This is a genomic window from Streptosporangium sp. 'caverna', from assembly GCF_003203775.1.
GTDB lineage: Bacteria > Actinomycetota > Actinomycetes > Streptosporangiales > Streptosporangiaceae > Streptosporangium > Streptosporangium subroseum.
In genome coordinates this window covers 1,671,428-1,689,688 of the sequence record NZ_CP029711.1, presented here as the reverse complement: position 1 = coordinate 1,689,688, position 18,261 = coordinate 1,671,428, and the positions used below count along the sequence as shown (strand labels likewise).

Here is an 18,261-nt window from a genome sequence, read left to right as displayed (position 1 = left end):
GCCCCGTCACCGGATCCGGCACCCGGTCGCCGCCGGGGTGCCGTCATCCGTACGGCGACGCTGGAGGAGACATCCTGAGGCCTCATCCGTACGGCACTCGCCGAGGTGCGGCCCGGGCAGCCTATTCGGCGCGCTGACGCCCGCCGGGAGTATGCCCGTAGGTGCGGCGAAATACGTCGACGAACGTGCTCGCCGTGCTCCACCCGCAGCGGTGCGCCACCGTGCTCACCTGGGCTCCGTCGGCAAGCATGCGTAGGGCGTGATACAGCCGTAGCTGAGTTCGCCATTGCACGTAGCTCATCCGCATCTCGTCTCGGAACAGTCGAGCCAAGGTGCGTGCACTGGAGCGACACGCCTGAGCAAGGTCTTCAAGATCGAAGGTTGTGGACAGGTTCTCCTCGACCAGCCTGCAGGCCTCGATCAATCGAGGATCGTGTGGCGCGGGAAGTCGGATCGGTTGCTGTGGCGACGCGGCCAGCTGATCGATCAGCACGGCCAGCAACCGTTGGCGACGCCGAGGCTCTTCCGTACCGTCCGGCTGCTCGGTGTAGTGGATGATCAACTCGCGCAACAGCGAGCTCACCTCGACCACCGCCGGGACGTCCACGCCCAGGGGGTTGCGCGTGGCGGGCAGACCGACACCGTGAAACCTGGTCGGTCCGTACACGCGGTGCTGGTGGCTCGCCCCTGCGGGAATCCAGATCGCCCGATTTGCGGGGGCGATCCAACTCCCCGCACTCGTTGCGACCGATATGACTCCGGTGCTGGCATACACCAGCTGATGCTCGTCGTGCACATGGTGGGCGATCACCGCACGCGAGGGCAGCTCAAGGACCATCGTCGCGGTATCCCACGCCTGGCTCGAATCCCGCACAATATGGAATTATATCGAAATTGAGCATTGAGGGCGTGTTCGACAGTGGGTCGCGGCGGGTGGAGACAGAAGCCTGCTGAGATCCGGCCCGATCTCCGGTGTCGGCGATGTTCCTCGGCCGACCCCGATGGCCGACCCCGGCAACGGGGCGCCGCGGCTCCCGGGGCTCACAGCAGGAATCGAAAGAGCGGGCTGGAGGCATCGATCCGTTCGATCCGGGGCGGAGCGGTCTCCATTCGCTTCAGCAGACTCGGCAGGTCATCGGGGCTGGCCAGCTCGATACCGACCAGGGCGGGGCCCGTTTCGCGGTTGCTGCGCTTGACGTATTCGAACAGCGTGATGTCTTCGTTGGGGCCGAGCACCTCGTCGAGGAATCGGCGCAGGGCACCCGGCTCCTGGGGAAACTCGACCAGGAAATAATGCTTGCGCTCCTCGTAGATCAAAGAGCGTTCGACAACCTCGGCATAGCGGCTGACGTCATTGTTTCCACCGGAAAGCACGCAGATCACTCTGGCGGAGTCTGGGATCTCGACCGTTGACATTCCGAGGGCGGAGCTGGCGAGCGCACCGGCAGGCTCGGCGATGATGCCGTCGGTCTGGTAGAGGGCCAGCATCTCGCTGCACACTCGGCCTTCCGGCACCGCGACGAGTTCAACACCCGAGGCCGCGATGATCGGGAATGTGATGGCTCCGACTCTGCGCACGGCGGCGCCGTCGACGAAGGTGTCGATCTCGCTCAGGGTGACGGGCTCGCCGGCCGCGAGTGCCGCGGCGACGCCTGCCGCTCCCTCAGGCTCGACGCCGATGACGCGGGTCTGCGGGTGCCGCTGGGCCAGCCATGTGAGAGAACCGGCCAGCAGCCCTCCTCCGCCAACGGGCAGTACGACCACATCCGGGCTGGCGCCGAGCTGCTCCACCGCCTCGCGGATGACGGTCCCCTGGCCGGCGATGGTCCGCGCGTCGTCGAACGCCGGCACGATCGTCGCGCCGGTGGCACGGGCATCGGCGGCCGCGGCCGCGGCCGCCTCGTCGTAGGTATCGCCGCCCAGGATGGTCTCGATCATGCTGCCGCCCAGCGCCGCGATCCGGTCGCGCTTCTGGCGCGGCGTCGTGCGCGGTAGGTACACCCGCCCGTGAACGCCGAGCGCCGAGCAGGCGTAAGCCACGCCCTGCGCATGATTGCCCGCACTGGCGGCGACCACTCCGGCCGCTCGCGCGATGTCGTCGAGCTGTGCGATCAAGTTGAACGCGCCACGCACCTTGTAGGAGCGCACGGTCTGCAGATCCTCGCGTTTGAGCCACACTTCGGCGCTCATCGCATCGGAGAGGCGTGTGTTGCGTTCGAGTGGCGTCGTCGACACCACGCCGGCCAGGCGGCCTGCCGCGTCATCCACGGCATCGGCGTCGATCGGAACTCCGCGCGTCGTCATCGCCGTGTCCGCGGACCGATTGGCGTGACGGCTCCGCGACAGCGGCGTCGAGCGTCAGGCGGCGGGTCGGAGCCAATCACACGGTGCGTGGTCACCATCTACGTAATAGCCGATCTGGCCAAACGATCCAACTTCACCCCCTCCGATGGCCGGATTCCGACAAAAATTGGCTTGATATCGGATTTACCTTCGGCCCGGACGATGCCGCCGGGCGATCGTTTCACCAAGCGACCATCGGCTTCGGAGATCCTTCGGGGGTTGATCATGCCGCCGACGTGGCCGAGGGGTTCTCCCCGTCGACCGGTGGCATGCCGGTCGAGCCGGTCGAGCCGGTCCTCCCGGTCGGAGGTGGTGAGTTTCCACCGGTTCTCGGCACCTGACCGGGAGACTCCCTCTGCCCCCGGCCAGGTCAACCCCCGAAGTACTCCGGAGTCCTACCCCTCAGGGCACGAGTTCTCGCTTCTCGGCCCTCCGTCCCCAGTCGGGGAGCAGACGTGCGATCGGCTCGGAACGGCTCGCGATCAGCGGTCCGAACAGGGCGAGCACGAGCACGTACCCGGCGATGAACGGGGCGAGCCTGCCGTCCAGGCCCGCGGCCAGAGCCATGGTCGCCAGGATCAGGGCGAACTCACCGCGAGAGAGCACGGTGAGCGAGATGTTGACCGCCTCCGACGTGCCGAGGGAGTTCAGCCTCGCGGCCAGCGCGCCGGCCACGACGTTGAGCACCAGCGTGATCACCACCGCGATCACGATCGGCCACGCGACCGAGAGCATGTCCCCCGGCTCGATGGACAGGCCGAAGGCGAAGAAGAACAGCGCGGCGAAGGCGTCCCTGAGCGGGTGAACGAGCCGGCGGATGCGCGGAGCCGCCTTGGTCGAGCTCAGAATGAGGCCGATCATGAAGGCGCCGATGGCGTCGGAGACGCCGAACTCCTCCGCGACCCCGGCGGTGAGGATCGCCAGACCGGTGAACGTCACCACGAGGAGCTCGTCGTCCCTGGTGTTCACCAGCTTGCTGACCAGCCGGGTGCCCCACCGGGCCAGGGCGGTCAGCACGAGCAGGAAGGCGAACGCCTTGCCGAAGGAGATCGCGGCGGCGGCGAAACTGTCGGCGCCGCTGAGGACCGGCTGCAGCACGGCGAGGTAGAGCGCGAGGAAGACGTCCTCGACGACGATGATGCCGAGGATGAGCCGGCTCTCCGGATTGCCGAGGCGTCCGAGGTCGACGAGCAGCTTGGTCACGATCGCCGAGGAGGAGATGCCGATCACCCCGGCCAGCACCAGCGCCTCCCTGGTCCCCCATCCGACGGCGAATCCGAAGGCCAGACCACCGCCGACGTTGAGCAGGATGTAGACGACCCCGGCCATCACCAGCCGCCTGCCCCCCGAGACCAGGTCGTCGAGGGAGAACTCCAGGCCGAGGTAGAACAGCAGGAAGATCAGGCCGAGCGCGGCGATGACCTTCAGGTCCGCCGGGTTCTCGACCAGGGCGAGGCCGGGGGTGTGCGGGCCGAAGATGACGCCCGCGAGCATGAACAGCGGGATGGTCGGCAACCCGATCCGGGTGCCGAGCCTGGCGATGATCCCGGCGGCCAGGAACGAGCCGCCGAGGGCGATGAGAGCGTCACCCAGTGCCATGAGGTCCCCCTCGAAGGGAGAATCCGGGCAGGGTGAACACACATTCGTGGAACATGGAAAACCTCCGTCAAGTGACCTGGGAACCGAATCTCAGAGGTCGTTTGACGGAGGCGCTCGGGGACTGCTGTCATCGTTCACGGCCCGCGTGGCGGGGCCCCGTCCCGGAGACAGGAGCGGGGCCGGCGTTCCGGTGCCGGGCGGCGCGAGCCCGAGGCCCGGCGGGGGCAGGGTGTGGGTCGCAGGGTGGAGATGCGCGGGAGAGAGCCCAACCCCGCTGGCCAGCGTTATCGCGGCGTCAGGAGCGACCGGGTGGTGGTCCGCGGGCTTCGAGAGCGGCGCGTAGAGGACGGCGAATATGGCCAGCAGCAGGGCCGCGACCGTACCGACGACCCTCCGCGACAAACCAGACCCTAACGCTTGGTGGAATTCTCTACCATTTTATCAGTGTTTGTCGGATTAGGTCGCGGCGCCAGGTGGGCCCACCGCCAGAGCGTCTCGATCGGCCCCGCTGAAAACCCCAGAGCCTCTTGATCAGCCCCATCGGAAACCTCAGAGCGTCTCGATCGGCCCCGCCGGAAACGCCGGAGCGTCTCGATCTGGAAATGCCGGGGCGTCTCGATCGGCCCCCGCTCGGAACGGCGCGGCCCCGGCGCGCGACGTGACTCACCCGCCCGAGACGATCCGCTCGTGCAGCCGCGCGGCGGTCACCGGATCCCAGCCGAACGCCTCCCGGCCCGCCAGCCACGCCGCCGCCCCTGCCCCGTCCCCCGCCAGGACCGTCGAGGCCCCCAGCCGCTCCCGTACGGCGGAGCACACCGGCCCCTCGCTGGTCAGCACGCTTCCGGACAGCACGACGGGGCCGCTCTCCTCCGCCGCGCGCACCTCGGCCACCGTCCGGCAGAGCAGCCGGGCCGCCGTGTCCACGATCTCCAGCGCGGCCGGATCCCCCTCGGCCGCCGCCTGGCTGACCAGGGGCGCGAGCCTGGCCAGCTCCAGCGGGGGACGCGACTGCGCCCCGATCACCAGCTTGATCGCCAGAGCCCGCATGCCCGCGAGCGTTCCGGCGGCCCCGGCGCCGATCTCCGGAACACCGCCTCGCAGGATCTCACCGTTCCCGGGAGGCCGGCCCTGCGCCTCCCGAGCACCGTTCCCGGGAGGCCGCCCCTGCGCCTCCTGAGCACCGTTCCCAGAGCCTTGTCCCTGCGGTCCCTGCGGTCCGCGCGCCACGTGCACGGCGTCCGGCAGTGACTCCTCGTCCAGCAGGGCGGCGGCCACCAGGCGGACCAGCCGCCCGGCCGCCTCGCCCCGGCTGAGCGCGCGGGCGGCGACGCGGGCCGCCTCCCGCCCCAGCCAGAACCCGGAGCCCTCGTCCCCCAGCAGCCAGCCGAGCCCGTCGGCGATCACCGTCGGTTCGCCGTCCTCGATCCTGGCGGCGATCGCCCCGGTCCCGGCGATGAGCACGGTGCCGCACGGCTCCGCCGTACCGGCGGCGAACGCGATGCCCAGGTCGCCGGTCACCCGCGGGGCGGGGCGCAGCCCGGCCGAGGCCCACATCAGGTCGAACACCGCCCGCTCCAGTGCCCCGGCCCCGGCCATCCCGATGACCGCCCCGGCCACCTGGGCGGGGTCGATCCCGCGGAGGGCGGGCTCCAGCGCTCTGCCGATGTTGGCGGCGGCCACCTCGGTCCCGTGGGCGGCCGGGTTGCCGCCCGCCGCCTTGCCGTACCCGACCCGTCGCCCCGAGGCGTCGAGCAGAAGCGCGCGTGAGGACGTGCCGCCGACGTCCAGTCCCAGAACGAACATCGCGATCAGAGGTGTTCGCCGAGGAAGGAGGCCGTGGCCTCCACGGCCTGGGTGACGTACGGTTCGGCGTCGTAGAGGTCGATGTGCAGCTTGGCGTCCAGCCAGACGAGCTTCTTGGGTCCGTCCATCCGCTTGTACGCCTCCTCCGCGCCCTCGGGCGAGCAGAAGCCGTCCACCACCCCGTGCACGATCAGACCGGGCTTGGGAGACAGGAAGTCGGCGCCGGTCATGTTGTCCAGAGTGATCAGCTCACGGACGGAGGCCCTGGTCACCTCGTTGCGCCAGTGCGCGGAAGCACCCCTGGAGGTGCCGTAGTAGGCGAACGGCTCTCCGGACGGCATGGCCGCCTCCCCCTCCTGTGCCACCGCGGGCAGGTATTCCACCGGACCACCCAGATCCTGGCGCTCCAGTATCCCGGCGAAGGAGCTCAGCGCGTCCTGATAACCGCCCGGCGACATTCCGGCGCGCATGCCGTAGGGGTTGTTGTAGGCCCCGGCGATGCCCGCGAAGACCTTCACCCGGGGATCGAACGCGGCGAATTTGAGCGCGTAGCCCCCGCCGAGACAGATCCCGACCGCGCCGATCCGCTCGCCGTCCACCTCGGGCCGCGAGCGGAGCAGCGAGACGGCGGCCCGCAGGTCGTGCAGTTTGCCCTGCGGGTCCTCGTGGCAGCGCGGCTCACCGCCGGATTCGCCCCAGTTCCGGTGGTCGAACGCCAGCGTCACGTATCCCGCCCCGGCCAGGCGGGACGCGTACAGCCCGATGACCTGGTCCCGGGTGCCGGTGAACGGTCCCGTGAGAACAAGCGCGGGGTGCGGACCCGGTGTCGCCGGAACCCGCAGGTCGCCGACGAGCGTGACGCCGTCGACCGTGAACTTCACCTTCTCGGACATACCCCCAAGTCTGTACGGCCTACGCACCGGACGCCAAAAGCACCCGACGGTACGCACGGTGACCGGGGGCCGGAAATACGACGATCCGTGCGATCCGCGCGCCGAATGTGAAAGCGCCTGACAGCGCGCACGGGGGCCAGGGGCCGGGGCCGCAAACACGGTGATCCGCGTAACCCGCGCACCGGACGCGAAGGCGCCCGCACAGCCCGCGCAGCCCGCACAGCCCGCAGGGCCTCCGCGGCCGGAGACGATCGATCGGGCCGGGTCTCGCGAACCCACGACCGGCCGGAAGCGGATGCCTCCGGCCCCGCCTGGAGGGCGGGACCGGAGGAACACCCTCTGAAGAACCTAGGAGTCGAATCCCAGACCCATCCGGTCCAGGGTCCGCAACCAGAGGTTGCGGCGGCCCTGGTGGAGGTCGGCCTGGGCGATCGACCACCGGGTCATCTGGATCCCGGCCGAGCGAACCGGCTCGGGTGGGAAGGGGACCGGCTTCTCCTGAACCATCCGGAGCTCGGTCCGCTCGGTCTTCTCACCGCTCAGCAGGTCGAGCATGACATTGGCCCCGAAGCGGGTCGCGCCGACGCCCATGCCGGTGTAGCCGGCGGCGTAGGCGAGGCGCCCGCCGTGCGACTGGCCGTAGAAGGCGCTGAACCGGCTGCAGGTGTCGATGACGCCGCCCCACTTGTGGGTGAAGCGCAGCTCGGAGAGCTGGGGGAACGTCACGGAGAAGTGCTCCGCCAGCTTGACGAAGGTCTCGTCGCGCTGCTCGTACTCCGGCTTGATCTTTCCGCCGTTGTAGTAGACCGCGTCGTAGCCACCCCAGAGAATGCGGTTGTCGTCGGTCAGCCGGTAGTAGTGGAACTGGTTGGCCGAGTCGCCGACGCCCTGCCGGTTGTGCCAGCCGACGGCGTCCATCTGCTCCGCGGAGAGCGGCTCGGTCATCAGCGCGTAGTCGTAGACCGGCACGAGGAAGTGCTTCAGCCGCCGCAGCAGCGGCTGGAACACCCCGGTGCCGAGGGCGACCTTGCCCGCCTTGACCGTGCCGTTGGGGGTGAGCAGATCCATGCTCACCTGGGAGTCCTTCATGGCCCGGACCGGCGTGCGCTCGTAGATGCGCACGCCCAGGGAGAGGCAGGCCTGCCTGAGCCCCCAGGCCAGCCGGGCGGGATCGAGCATGGCGCAGCCGTCGCGCTCCCACTGGCCTCCGATGTACGTGGGCGAGTTCACCTCCGCCCGGATCTGCTCCTGGTCGAGGATGTCGAAGCGGACACCCAGCTCGTGGGTGATCTCGACGTGCTCGCTCATCGCCTCCAGCTGCCAGGGCTCGGTGGCCACGTGCAGCTCGCCGGTGCGCTCGTAGCCGCAGTCGATGTCGTACCTGGCGACGGCCTCACCGATCTCGTCGAGGTTCGTGACACCCAGGCGCTCGAGCGTGGAGATCTCTTCGGGCCAGCGTTCGAGCCCGTTCGCGATCCCGTGGGTGAGCGTGGCCATGGCGAAGCCGCCGTTGCGGCCGGACGCCGCCCAGCCGATCCTGCGTCCCTCAAGCAGGACCACGTCGAGCGACGGATCACGCTCCTTCGCCATCAGGGCGGTCCAGAGCCCCGAGAAGCCTCCGCCGACCACCGCGAGATCGGCGGTCGTGTTTCCGAAGAGCCGCGGCAGCGGCTCAGGTTTCGCCGGACTGTCGAGCCAGTACGGCTTGCGCTCCGCATCAGCAAGAGCCTTCAGCGGATCCACAAATCTCACTTCCCTACGTGAGTCAGGTTGTTTTTATGTGTATCGCGTGACCTTGAAGATCACGCGCGGGTTCCCCCCGCCTGAGTCCGATCTCGCCTCCCTGTTCTCTGCCGAGGATCTGAATACACCGAAGCCCCGCGCCGCCCTTCGGTGGCACGGGGCTGAGGGCAGCTTAGGTGCGGCGGCGGGAAGTCACCGTGTTGACCACGGCGATCACGACGCCTACCGCGAATATAAGCGTTCCGATGATGTTGACCTGTGGCGGCACCCCGATACGGGTGGCACCCCAGATCCACAGCGGGAACGTCTGGACGGAACCGCTGGTGAACTGGGTGATCACGAAGTCGTCGATGGACAGCGCGAAGGCCAGCAGCGCGCCCGAGACGACGCCGGGCAGGATCATCGGGAACGTCACCCGCCAGAACGTCACCCACGTGGACGCCCCGAGGTCGCGCGCCGCCTCCTCGATCGACGGGTCCAGCCCGACCACCCGGGCCCGCACCGTGATCGCCACGAACGACAGCGAGAACAGCACGTGCGCGATGATCACGGTCACGAAGCCGGTCTGCACGCCGCTGCTGACGAACAGCGACAGCAGCGAGGCGCCCATGACAAGCTCCGGCGAGGCGATCGCGGCGAACAGCACCAGGTTGGTCGCGCCCTGCCCGCGGAACCGGTAACGGCCCAGGGCCAGCCCCATGAACGTGCCGATCACCGTCGTGATCACCACGCTGATCACGGCGATCTTGAGCGAGTTGAACACCGCGGTGGTCAGATCGGGGTAGTCGCCCAGGCGGCCCCACCATTTGAAGGTGAAGCCCTGCCAGGTCACGTTGGACTTGCTCTGGGTGTCGTTGAAGCCGAACACGATCATGACCACGATCGGCAGGAACAGCCAGGCGAGGATCAGCCAGACGTAGCCCTTGAGCAGCCGGTCACCGAACCGGCCGCTCTTCTTCGTCACCGGTGGCCCGGATCGTGCGCCGGACGTCGTGCCGGACGCGCGCGGGGGCGGTACGGTGCCGACCGCGCCGGTTTCACTCGTGCTCGTCATCGGGCCGCCGCCTCCAGCACGTTCTCGGTGCCGAGCGCCTTGGCATAGGCGAAGATGCCGATCAGCATCACCGCCATCAGCGTGAACGACAGCGCGGCGGCGGTCGGGTAGTCGTTGTTGACCAGATACTTGGTCTGGATGATGTTGCCGATCATCGTGTTCTGCGGGCCTCCGAGGATGCCGGCGTTGACGTAGTCCGCGGTCATCGGGACGAACGTCATCAGCACCCCGGCGAACACGCCCGGCAGCGAGAGCGGCAGCACGACCTTGGCGAAGGCCGAGCGCTTGGCCGCGTAGAGGTCCTGGGCGGCCTCGACCACCCGGGGATCCACCCGCTCCAGTGCCACGTAGATCGGCAGGATCATGAACGGCAGGTAGTTGTAGACCAGCCCGCCGATCACCGCCGTCGTCGTCTGCAGCACGTGGAAGTCGTCGGGCACCAGGCCCATCGACTTCATCGGGGACAGCAGCATGCCGTCGTCGGCCAGCAGGAACTTCCACGACACCGTGCGCAGCACGAACGAGACGAAAAACGGCAGCAGCACCAGCAGCAGGTAGGTGGACTTCCGGGCGCCGCCCTTGAAGGCGATCCAGTAGGCCACCGGGTAGGCCATCGCGATGGAGATGACCGTCGCGACCAGGCCGTATCCGGCGGACCGCAGGAACTGCGTCTGGTACTGCACCAGCGCGTCGCCGTACACCGAGAAGTTGAACGTCTGGACGAAACCGTTCACCACGTCGCCCTCCTGGGTGGAGACCGAGGCCATGAAGACCATCGGCACCACCAGGAAGATCAACAGCCAGAGGCCGCCGGGCAGGATGAGCAGGTAGGGAGCGAAGCGTTTCATCGGTCGCTCACCTCACGAGGCTCACGGCGCTCAGGGCGCCGGATCGGCTCCATGACCTCTAGCCCTGCGTGACCGGCTGGAAGATGCTCTCGAAGATCTTCTCCTCCGCGGAGGTCAGCGCCTTGTACGACCGCAGCTTGGCCTGGTCCGCCTCGGAGGGGTAGATCAGCGGGCTGTTGGCGATCTGCTCCAGCGACGCCTTGTCGTCACCCGTGGCCTTCTCCGCGTCGGCGAGGACCAGGTCCTTGGTGGCGGGCACCGGGGTGATGTAGTTGATGTACTCCACCAGCATGGTGGCGATCTTGGGCTGGTAGACGTAGTCCATCAGCGTCAGCGCGTCCAGCGGGTTCTGCGCGGTCTTGGGGATGCACATGTTGTCGGTCCAGATCGTGCCGCCCTCCTGGGGCACCACGAACTTCAGGTCCTTGCCCTCGGCGACCTGCTGGAAGATGTCGCCCGACCAGGCCATGGTGATCCACACGTCGCCCCGGGCGAGCGCGTCGACGTAGTCGTTCTCGTAGTACTTGCGGACGAGCCCCGCGTCGCGCTGCTGCTTGAGCTTCTCGCCGGCCTTCCGCCAGTCGGCCTCGCCCGAGGTGTCGGGGTCGATGCCCAGGGCGAACATGCCGAAGTTCGCGACCTCCTGGGTGTCGAGCATCATGCCGACCTTGCCCTTGTACTTGGGGTTCCAGAGGTCCTCCATGCTGGTGACCTCGTCCACGTACTTGGGGTTGTAGGCGATGCCGGTGAGGCCGACCGTCCACGGGATCGTGTGGGTGTTGTTCGGGTCCCAGGTCGGGTTCTTGACCTTCGGCGCCGCGTTGGCGGCGAAGTTCGGCAGCTTGGAGTGGTCCAGCGGGACCAGGTAGCCCAGCTCGATGGCCTTGCTCAGCTGGAGGCCGTTGGTCAGCACCATCAGGTCGTAGCCGATGTCGTTGTTGGCCGCGAGCAGAGGCTGGACCTTGCCGAAGAACGTGCTGTTGTCCTGGATGGCCTCCTGGTAGGCCACCTGGATGCCGGTGTCCTTGGTGAACAGGTCCAGCGACGGATACTTCTTGCCGTCCTTGTCGATGTACAGCGGCCAGTTGGCGAAGCGCAGGGTGCCGTTCTTCTTCTGGGCGGCCCAGTATTCGGCGACGGCGTCCTTCTGGGGCGCCGCGACCTTCTTGCCCTGGACACCGCAGGCGGCCAGTGCGAGACCGGCGGCCGACAGCCCCGCCATGCGGAAGGCGTCACGACGGGTGACGGAACGGCTCTGCGTCATGCCACGCAGAAAGGCGGGGTTCGTGCGGGAATCGTGCATGGCAGGACTCAACTTCCGATTGCGTACGAGTGTTGCGGCTGCCACGACAGCCAGACGGCATCGCCACGCTCCGCCGTGCTCGTACTGTCGACCGCGTTCTGCTGGAATACGGTGACCTCGGCACCGTCGGCCAGACTTACCGCGTAGCTGTTGTAAAGGCCGAGATAGACCACTTCGAAGACGGTGCCGCGCACGACGCTGACGTCACCCGTCGGCTCCTCGGTGGAAATCCTGATCTTCTCCGGCCGTACCGTGACGGCGATCGGGTCTCCGGCCTGGTGTGATTCACCGGCCACGAGCACCCGATCCTCCCCTCCGAGCCTGAGCACGGCGAAGCCGGAGGTGATCCGGTCCACGGTGCCGCTGAGCAGGTTGGAGGTGCCGATGAATCCGGCGACGAACGGGGTGGCCGGACGCTCGTAAATCTCGCGGGGTGAGGCGAGTTGGTCGACCTGGCCGTCGTTCATGACGGCGATGCGGTCGCTCATGGTGAGCGCCTCGCTCTGGTCGTGCGTCACGTAGACGAACGTGATGCCGACCTCGCGCTGGATTCGCTTGAGCTCGATCTGCATGGCCTGGCGGAGCTTGAGGTCCAGGGCGCCCAGCGGCTCGTCCAGCAGGAGCGCCCGGGGGTTGTTGACCAGGGCGCGGGCCAGGGCGACCCGCTGCTGCTGACCGCCGGACATCTCCCGGGGACGGCGCTTCTCACGGCCGGTGAGGTCGACGATCTCCAGGATCTCGCCGACGCGCCGCTTGATCTCGTCGGCCGCCACCTTCCTGCGCCTGAGGCCGAAGGCGACGTTCTCCCAGACGTTCATGTGCGGGAACAGCGCGTAGGACTGGAACACCATGTTCACGTCGCGCTTGTTGGGAGGAACGTTGGTCACGTCCTGGCCGTGCAACCACACCTTGCCCTGTGTCGGATCCTCGAACCCGGCGATCATGCGCATGGTCGTGGTCTTACCGCAGCCCGAAGGTCCGAGGAGCGAGAAGAACTCTCCCTCGGTGATCGACATGGTGACGCCCTTGACCGCCCGGACGGCCTCTCCCTGGGAGAGGTATTCCTTGACGACCCCGTCGAGTTCGATGGCGGGCACATTGGACGAGCCGGAGGCGGCGGCGGCCGCCTCAATGCCCGCCTGGGTTTCGGTCATGCCAGGCTTATCCCTCTGTTCGCGGCTATTCGCCGATGTAGTGCATGACGTGCTTGATGCGAAGGTAATCGTGCAGTCCGAAAACGGACAAATCCTTGCCGTAACCAGAGTGCTTGAAGCCTCCGTGAGGCATTTCTGAGACGAAAGGGATGTGAGTGTTAACCCACACGACGCCGAAGTCAAGACGCTTTGACACGCGCATTGCCCGGCCGTGGTTCGACGTCCACACCGAACTCGACAGGCCGTACCTGACGCCGTTGGCCTTGGCCACGGCGTCGGTCTCGTCGGAGAAGGTCTGGACGGTGATGACCGGCCCGAAGATCTCGTCCTGCACCATCTCGTCGTCCTGGTGGAGGCCGTCCACGATGGTCGGCGCGAAGAAGTAGCCCTTGTCACCCACCCGGTGGCCGCCGGTCAGGACCTTGGCGTGGTCAGGGACCCGGTCGAAGAAACCCGAGACGCGGGCCAGCTGGTTGGCGTTGTTGAGCGGGCCGTACAGGGCGTCCTCGTTGGACAGGTCACCCGTCACGGTGTTCGCGGCCGCCTCGGTGAGCGCGGCCACGAACTCGTCGTGGACGTTCTCGTGGACCAGCACGCGGCAGGCCGCCGTGCAGTCCTGGCCGGCGTTGTAGAGACCCGCCGTGGCGATGGCGTCGGCGGCGGCCTTGAGGTCGGTGACGTCGTCGAAGACGACGACCGGGGCCTTGCCGCCGAGCTCCAGGTGGACCCGCTTGAGGTCGTCGGCCGCGGACTTGGCCACGGCCATGCCGGCGCCGACCGAACCGGTGATCGCGACCATCTGCGCGGTCGGGTGTCCCACGACCAGGGCACCGGTCTCGCGGTCGCCGGCGACGACGTTGAAGACGCCCTTCGGCAGGATCTCGCCCAGGATCTCGGCCAGCTTGATCGTCGCGGCCGGGGTGGTGTCGGAGGGCTTGAGCACGACGGTGTTTCCCGCGGCGATCGCGGGGGCGATCTTCCAGACCGCCATCATCATCGGATAGTTCCAGGGCGTGACCTGGCCCACGACGCCGATCGGCTCGTACCTGATCATGGAGGTGTGGTCCGCGAGGAACTCACCCGACGTCGGCCCCTCCAGCGTGCGCGCGGCGCCCGCGAAGAAGCGGAAGTGATCGGCGGCGATCGGCGTCTCGTCCTCCGCCATGCGGGCGCGCGGCTTGCCGGTGTTGAGGCACTCGGCCTCGTTCAGCTCGTCGGCCCGCGCCTCGATCGCGTCGGCGACCTTGAGGAGCAGGTTGGCGCGTTCGCCCGGCGTGGTCTGGCTCCAGGACTCGAACGCGGCGGCTGCCGCGGCATAGGCTGCGTCGACGTCCTCCGGACCGGAGATCGGGGCCTGAAGATAGGCCTCTCCGGTGCAGGGGTCGATGACATCGGAGAACCGGCCGCTTTTGGCGTCCACGAACTCACCGTTGATGTAATTCCGCAGGTGAGTGGGTGCGTGGTTCTCAACCGGGGTGGTCAAGGTCGACCTCCTTGCGCTTGGGGCTGAGTTGTCGCGACTCTTACAGAGAGGAAGCCTCGCGACAAGGGATTTCGTTGTTAAGATACCAAATTGCTACGAAATCGCTTGACAGAAGGCCCAGAACTGACACCATGTCGCATCGGAGCCGCAACATGACGGCAACAGCCTCGCAACATGACGCCAGGGAGCGCGGATGACGACGCCGCCCAAGGTACGCCGCGAAAACGACGCCAGGCTTGGCCCCGTCGTCCTCGATGAGATCTCCAAGCAGATCATCGAACAACTGCAGGCGGACGGGCGCAAGCCCTACGCCGCCATCGGCAAGGCGGTGGGCCTGTCCGAGGCCGCCGTCCGCCAGCGGGTTCAGCGCCTGATCGACGGCGGAGTCATGCAGATCGTCGCGGTGACCGACCCGCTCACCCTGGGCTTCTCCCGTCAGGCCATGATCGGCATCAAGTGCGAGGGCGATCTGGAGATGGTGGCCGACGAACTGTCGGCCATCAAGGAGATCGACTATGTCGTCCTGACCGCCGGATCCCTCGACGTCATGGTCGAGGTCGTCTGTGAGAGCGACCAGCACCTCCTGGAGATCCTCGGCAAGATCCGGGCCATCCCCGCGGTCCGCGCCACCGAGACCTTCGTCTACCTCAGACTTCACAAGCAGACCTACTCCTGGGGCACTCGCTGACGCGCCGCAGGCCCGCCGGACGGCGGATGGCGACGGGCCCCCGAGGCGTCAGGCGCCCGCCCCGATAGGCACTCCCGAAAAAGAGTTCCGCGCGGATTCGTCCGGCCCGCGACGTCCCCGGGGCCGACGAGCACGTCGCCGGGTCCCGGACACCCGCAGTCGCCGTCCCCGCGTGATGGGCCTGCTTCCGTCCCGTGCGAGTTCGTCCAATCCAGGACGTCCGATGTCGCCAAGGCTGACGAGCACGTCGCCGGCTCCCGGGACACCCCGCGCGATGGCCGTGCTTCCGCCGGCTTCGACCAGGAGCGGGAAGCCTTCCCCCTCGCTCCGGCCCGACGGAACAGATCCGCCAAAAGCAGGTGATCGCGGTAGGGTGACGGGCCTATGCGGCTCTCCAGCGTGTCCTTTCGATACTCACGTCGCGGTCCATGGGTCCTGCGGGACGTCGAGCTCACGCTCGATCCCGGCTCCGTCATCGAGGTCACCGGCCGCAACGGCGCGGGCAAATCCACGCTGTTGCGCCTGCTGGCCGGGATCATGCCCCCCTCCCGGGGCACGATCGCCGGCCGTCCCGGCGTCGTCGGCTACGCCCCCGACGTGTTCCCCGTGGGTCAGCCCTTCACCGTGATCGGCTACCTGGAACACATGTCCAGGATCCGGGGCATCTCCCCCGCCTCCGCCGAGGAGCTCGCCGTTCGGCTGAACGCGACTCACCTGCTGGGCCAGCCGCTCGGCGACCTGTCCAAGGGCAGCGCGCAGAAGGTCGGGCTGATCCAGTCGCTGATGGCACCGCCGGACCTGCTGATCCTGGACGAGCCCTTCGCGGGACTGGACCAGCAGACGCGCGCCGAGCTCCCCCTGATCATCGACGAGATCGCCGCAAGCGGCGGGATAGTCGTGGTCAGCGACCACCAGAACCAGCTCCAGAACTTTCCCGGCGCCGACCACTGGCTCGTCGAGGACGGCGCGGTCACCTCCCGGAGCGGCGAACGGTCACCGGCATCCACTCCCCGGGACGGCGCGGAAACCCGGCAGGCGCCCGCTCCCCCGGACGGCGTGGAGACACCGCAGCTCTCCGCCTCCCCGTCCCAGGGCGACAGACAGCCGTCCATCTCCCAGGGCGACGAGTGGCCGTCCGCCCCTCAGAACGGCGAAGGGGAACGGCGGGTGGTCATCGAAGTGCTCGTGGACGCCGACGACGCCGACGAGGTCGAGCAGAAACTCCGCGCCGACGGCTACCTCACCAGGCGGACCTCATGATCCATCTCGTGCGCTTCAAGCTCGCCGCCTACGCCCGGTCGCACCGGCTGCTCCAGCCGATGATCGGGCTGACCGCGATGCTGATCCTCTTCTACTCCACGCTGATCCCGCCAGGCAGCGAGCTGTCCTCCTACGCGGACTCCGCCGGGCTGCTGATCGTCATCTTCGCCTGGGCGTCCCGGGGACTGCTCGACACCGAACCTCCGACGCAGCGGCTGATCTCGATGACGGCGGCCAGAGGACCCGTCCGGGAGATCACGGCGGGCCTGATCAGCGCGCTCGTCGTCAACCTCGGCATGGCCGCGATCGCGATCGTGCTGCCGCTGATCCACGGCTTCGCCGCCATGCCCGTCCCCGCCGACCTGATGCGCGGCATCGGGCTGCACCTGCTCAGCCTGAGCGTCGGGACCGCACTGGGCGCGCTGGCCAGCAACGCGATCCTGCCCTCGCCCGCCGTCTCGATGCTGGTCCTGTTCGGCGGCTACGTGGCCCTGCTGCTGATCAGCCTCACCCCGGTGGGTCGTTTCTCGGTGCCGATCGTGCTCTGGATGCGCGCGGCGAACGAGAAAGTGCTCGACGGGGCCCTGCCCGGCCTCGCCGCGGCGGCACTGTTCTGGGCCGCCGCCGGCATGGTGTTCTACGTAAGGCTCCGCCGCACCCGCCCCTGACCGGCCAGGCCGGAGGCCCCGGCTCCCATTCGTCACGCTGAGTAACAAATTTGACGGCAGCCGACCGGTCGGTCGCTGGGCTGCCTGCAGATTGATCGCCGCTCTGCTGGCAGATTGGTCGCTGGGTTACCTGCGGATTGATCGCGATATGGCGATGCGGCGGGATGCCGGGCGGCAGGGAAACGCCGCTCGCGGTCCTTCCCGCGAGCGGCGGTCGGCGCCTCGGGGGCACGGCCGTACGGTGTGCCGGGCGACAGCGGAGTAACGGCTATTCGGCGGCGGCCAGCTGGCCGCAGGCGCCGTCGATCTCGCGGCCACGGGTGTCACGGACCGTCACCGCGACGCCGTGGGACTCCAGGCGCCGGACGAAGGCGCGCTCGTCCTCCGGCCGGGAGGCGGTCCACTTCGAGCCCGGAGTCGGGTTGAGCGGGATCAGGTTGACGTGCACAAGCTGGTTCTTGATGAGCCTGCCGAGCAGGTCGGCCCGCCACTCCTGATCGTTGATGTCCTTGATCAGCGCGTATTCGATGGAGACACGGCGCTTGGTCTTGGCCGTGTACTCCCAGGCCGCGTCGAGAACCTCGGCGACCTTCCAGCGGGTGTTGATCGGCACCAGGGTGTCGCGGAGCTCGTCGTCGGGCGCGTGCAGGGAGACCGCCAGCGTCACCGGCAGGCCCTCGTCGGCGAGCTTGCCGATCGCCGGCACCAGGCCGACGGTGGAGACCGTGATGCCCCGCGCGGAGATGCCCAGGCCGTCGGGAGCGGGATCGACCATCCGGCGGACGGCGCCGATCACGGCCTTGTAGTTGGCCAGCGGCTCGCCCATGCCCATGAAGACCACGTTGTTGACCCGCCCGGGGCCGCCGGGGACATCGCCCGCGGCCAGCGCCCGCGCTCCGGCGACGACCTGCTCAACGATCTCGGCGGTGGTCATGTTGCGGGTCAGACCGGCCTGGCCGGTGGCGCAGAACGGGCAGTTCATACCGCATCCGGCCTGGGAGGACACGCACATGGTGGTGCGGTCGGTGTACCGCATGAGGACCGACTCGACCAGCGCGCCGTCGAACAGCCGCCACAACATCTTGCGGGTGGTGCCGCCGTCAGCGGTCATCTCCCGGACCGAGGTCAGGAGAGGGGGAAACAGCGCGGTCGTGAGCTTCTCGCGAGCGGCGGCCGGCAGATCGGTCATCAGGCTCGGGTCGCTGTTCAGTTTCTCGAAGTAGTGCCGGGAGAGCTGATCGGCACGGAACGGCTTCTCACCCAGCTCGGCGACCGCCGCCCGGCGCTCGGCCATGGTCAGATCGGCCAGGTGACGCGCGGGCTTGGCCCGCGGACGCGCCACGAAGGTGAGCTGGCCGGGTACGGGGGCCCCGGGCGGGCTGACAGTCGACAAGTCCAACGCCTTCTCTCGACGGTTACACG

At 68.2% G+C, this 18,261-nt stretch carries 15 protein-coding genes; 3 read left to right on the top strand and 12 right to left on the bottom strand.

Going from position 1 to position 18,261, the window contains the following annotated elements; genetic code table 11:
• Positions 1-121: 121 nt before the first annotated feature.
• The 11 genes from DKM19_RS07595 to DKM19_RS07545 all read right to left on the bottom strand — a co-directional run bounded on the left by DKM19_RS07595 (position 122) and on the right by DKM19_RS07545 (position 14,223).
• Positions 122-838: a helix-turn-helix transcriptional regulator gene (locus tag DKM19_RS07595; RefSeq protein WP_110705542.1), complete on the bottom strand. Its 717-nt coding sequence runs from the start codon at positions 836-838 to the stop codon at positions 122-124.
• 203 nt (positions 839-1,041) lie between these two features.
• Positions 1,042-2,304, bottom strand: a complete 1,263-nt coding sequence (gene ilvA / locus DKM19_RS07590; RefSeq protein ID WP_110695083.1) for a threonine ammonia-lyase IlvA — start codon at positions 2,302-2,304, stop codon at positions 1,042-1,044.
• A 441-nt stretch (positions 2,305-2,745) separates the two neighbouring features.
• Complete coding sequence (locus DKM19_RS07585) at positions 2,746-3,942, bottom strand: cation:proton antiporter (RefSeq protein ID WP_110695082.1); 1,197 nt, start codon at positions 3,940-3,942, stop codon at positions 2,746-2,748.
• A 663-nt stretch (positions 3,943-4,605) separates the two neighbouring features.
• Positions 4,606-5,745, bottom strand: coding sequence for an N-acetylglucosamine kinase (locus DKM19_RS07580; RefSeq protein ID WP_110695081.1), 1,140 nt, complete (start codon positions 5,743-5,745; stop codon positions 4,606-4,608).
• Positions 5,746-5,750: 5 nt separating this feature from the next.
• Positions 5,751-6,638: an alpha/beta hydrolase gene (locus tag DKM19_RS07575; protein ID WP_110695080.1), complete on the bottom strand. Its 888-nt coding sequence runs from the start codon at positions 6,636-6,638 to the stop codon at positions 5,751-5,753.
• A 348-nt stretch (positions 6,639-6,986) separates the two neighbouring features.
• Positions 6,987-8,381 carry an FAD-binding oxidoreductase gene (locus DKM19_RS07570; RefSeq protein ID WP_110695079.1) on the bottom strand — a complete coding sequence of 465 codons (1,395 nt, stop codon included), beginning with the start codon at positions 8,379-8,381 and terminating at the stop codon, positions 6,987-6,989.
• 172 nt (positions 8,382-8,553) lie between these two features.
• Entirely contained in the window at positions 8,554-9,435 is an 882-nt protein-coding gene (locus DKM19_RS07565; RefSeq protein ID WP_110695078.1) for an ABC transporter permease, read from the bottom strand.
• Positions 9,432-10,283, bottom strand: a complete 852-nt coding sequence (locus tag DKM19_RS07560; protein ID WP_110695077.1) for an ABC transporter permease — start codon at positions 10,281-10,283, stop codon at positions 9,432-9,434. The genes DKM19_RS07565 and DKM19_RS07560 overlap by 4 nt, the downstream gene beginning before the upstream one ends.
• A gap of 58 nt (positions 10,284-10,341) precedes the next feature.
• Entirely contained in the window at positions 10,342-11,586 is a 1,245-nt protein-coding gene (locus DKM19_RS07555; RefSeq protein ID WP_110695076.1) for a spermidine/putrescine ABC transporter substrate-binding protein, read from the bottom strand.
• A gap of 8 nt (positions 11,587-11,594) precedes the next feature.
• Positions 11,595-12,740 (bottom strand): ABC transporter ATP-binding protein, encoded by a 1,146-nt coding sequence (locus DKM19_RS07550; protein WP_110695075.1) that lies wholly within the window; start codon positions 12,738-12,740, stop codon positions 11,595-11,597.
• Between the two features lie 25 nt (positions 12,741-12,765).
• A complete protein-coding gene (locus tag DKM19_RS07545) occupies positions 12,766-14,223 on the bottom strand; it encodes a gamma-aminobutyraldehyde dehydrogenase (RefSeq protein ID WP_204358695.1) in 1,458 nt (485 codons plus the stop codon).
• A gap of 193 nt (positions 14,224-14,416) precedes the next feature.
• Here DKM19_RS07545 and DKM19_RS07540 point away from each other — a divergent pair, with 193 nt between their 5' ends.
• The 3 genes from DKM19_RS07540 to DKM19_RS07525 all read left to right on the top strand — a co-directional run bounded on the left by DKM19_RS07540 (position 14,417) and on the right by DKM19_RS07525 (position 16,839).
• On the top strand, positions 14,417-14,911 hold the full coding sequence (locus tag DKM19_RS07540; protein WP_110695074.1) for an Lrp/AsnC family transcriptional regulator: 495 nt from the start codon (positions 14,417-14,419) through the stop codon (positions 14,909-14,911).
• A 384-nt stretch (positions 14,912-15,295) separates the two neighbouring features.
• Entirely contained in the window at positions 15,296-16,171 is an 876-nt protein-coding gene (locus tag DKM19_RS07535; RefSeq protein WP_239514132.1) for an ATP-binding cassette domain-containing protein, read from the top strand.
• Complete coding sequence (locus DKM19_RS07525) at positions 16,168-16,839, top strand: hypothetical protein (protein WP_162641355.1); 672 nt, start codon at positions 16,168-16,170, stop codon at positions 16,837-16,839. Before DKM19_RS07535 ends, DKM19_RS07525 begins: the two co-directional genes overlap by 4 nt.
• A gap of 268 nt (positions 16,840-17,107) precedes the next feature.
• Here DKM19_RS07525 and rlmN read toward each other — a convergent pair whose 3' ends face one another.
• Entirely contained in the window at positions 17,108-18,232 is a 1,125-nt protein-coding gene (rlmN, locus tag DKM19_RS07520) for a 23S rRNA (adenine(2503)-C(2))-methyltransferase RlmN (RefSeq protein WP_110705540.1), read from the bottom strand.
• Positions 18,233-18,261 lie beyond the last annotated feature (29 nt).

Excerpts from the sequence above, each read along its gene's own strand:
- DKM19_RS07555 (WP_110695076.1), bottom strand. The coding sequence starts at position 11,586 with ATGCACGATTCCCGCACGAACCCCGCCTTTCTGCGTGGCATGACGCAG.
- DKM19_RS07580 (WP_110695081.1), bottom strand. The coding sequence starts at position 5,745 with ATGTTCGTTCTGGGACTGGACGTCGGCGGCACGTCCTCACGCGCGCTT.
- DKM19_RS07560 (WP_110695077.1), bottom strand. The coding sequence starts at position 10,283 with ATGAAACGCTTCGCTCCCTACCTGCTCATCCTGCCCGGCGGCCTCTGG.
- DKM19_RS07565 (WP_110695078.1), bottom strand. The coding sequence starts at position 9,435 with ATGACGAGCACGAGTGAAACCGGCGCGGTCGGCACCGTACCGCCCCCG.
- DKM19_RS07535 (WP_239514132.1), top strand. The coding sequence starts at position 15,296 with ATGCGGCTCTCCAGCGTGTCCTTTCGATACTCACGTCGCGGTCCATGG.
- DKM19_RS07525 (WP_162641355.1), top strand. The coding sequence starts at position 16,168 with ATGATCCATCTCGTGCGCTTCAAGCTCGCCGCCTACGCCCGGTCGCAC.
- ilvA (WP_110695083.1), bottom strand. The coding sequence starts at position 2,304 with ATGACGACGCGCGGAGTTCCGATCGACGCCGATGCCGTGGATGACGCG.
- DKM19_RS07575 (WP_110695080.1), bottom strand. The coding sequence starts at position 6,638 with ATGTCCGAGAAGGTGAAGTTCACGGTCGACGGCGTCACGCTCGTCGGC.
- DKM19_RS07595 (WP_110705542.1), bottom strand. The coding sequence starts at position 838 with ATGGTCCTTGAGCTGCCCTCGCGTGCGGTGATCGCCCACCATGTGCAC.
- DKM19_RS07550 (WP_110695075.1), bottom strand. The coding sequence starts at position 12,740 with ATGACCGAAACCCAGGCGGGCATTGAGGCGGCCGCCGCCGCCTCCGGC.
- DKM19_RS07540 (WP_110695074.1), top strand. The coding sequence starts at position 14,417 with ATGACGACGCCGCCCAAGGTACGCCGCGAAAACGACGCCAGGCTTGGC.
- DKM19_RS07585 (WP_110695082.1), bottom strand. The coding sequence starts at position 3,942 with ATGGCACTGGGTGACGCTCTCATCGCCCTCGGCGGCTCGTTCCTGGCC.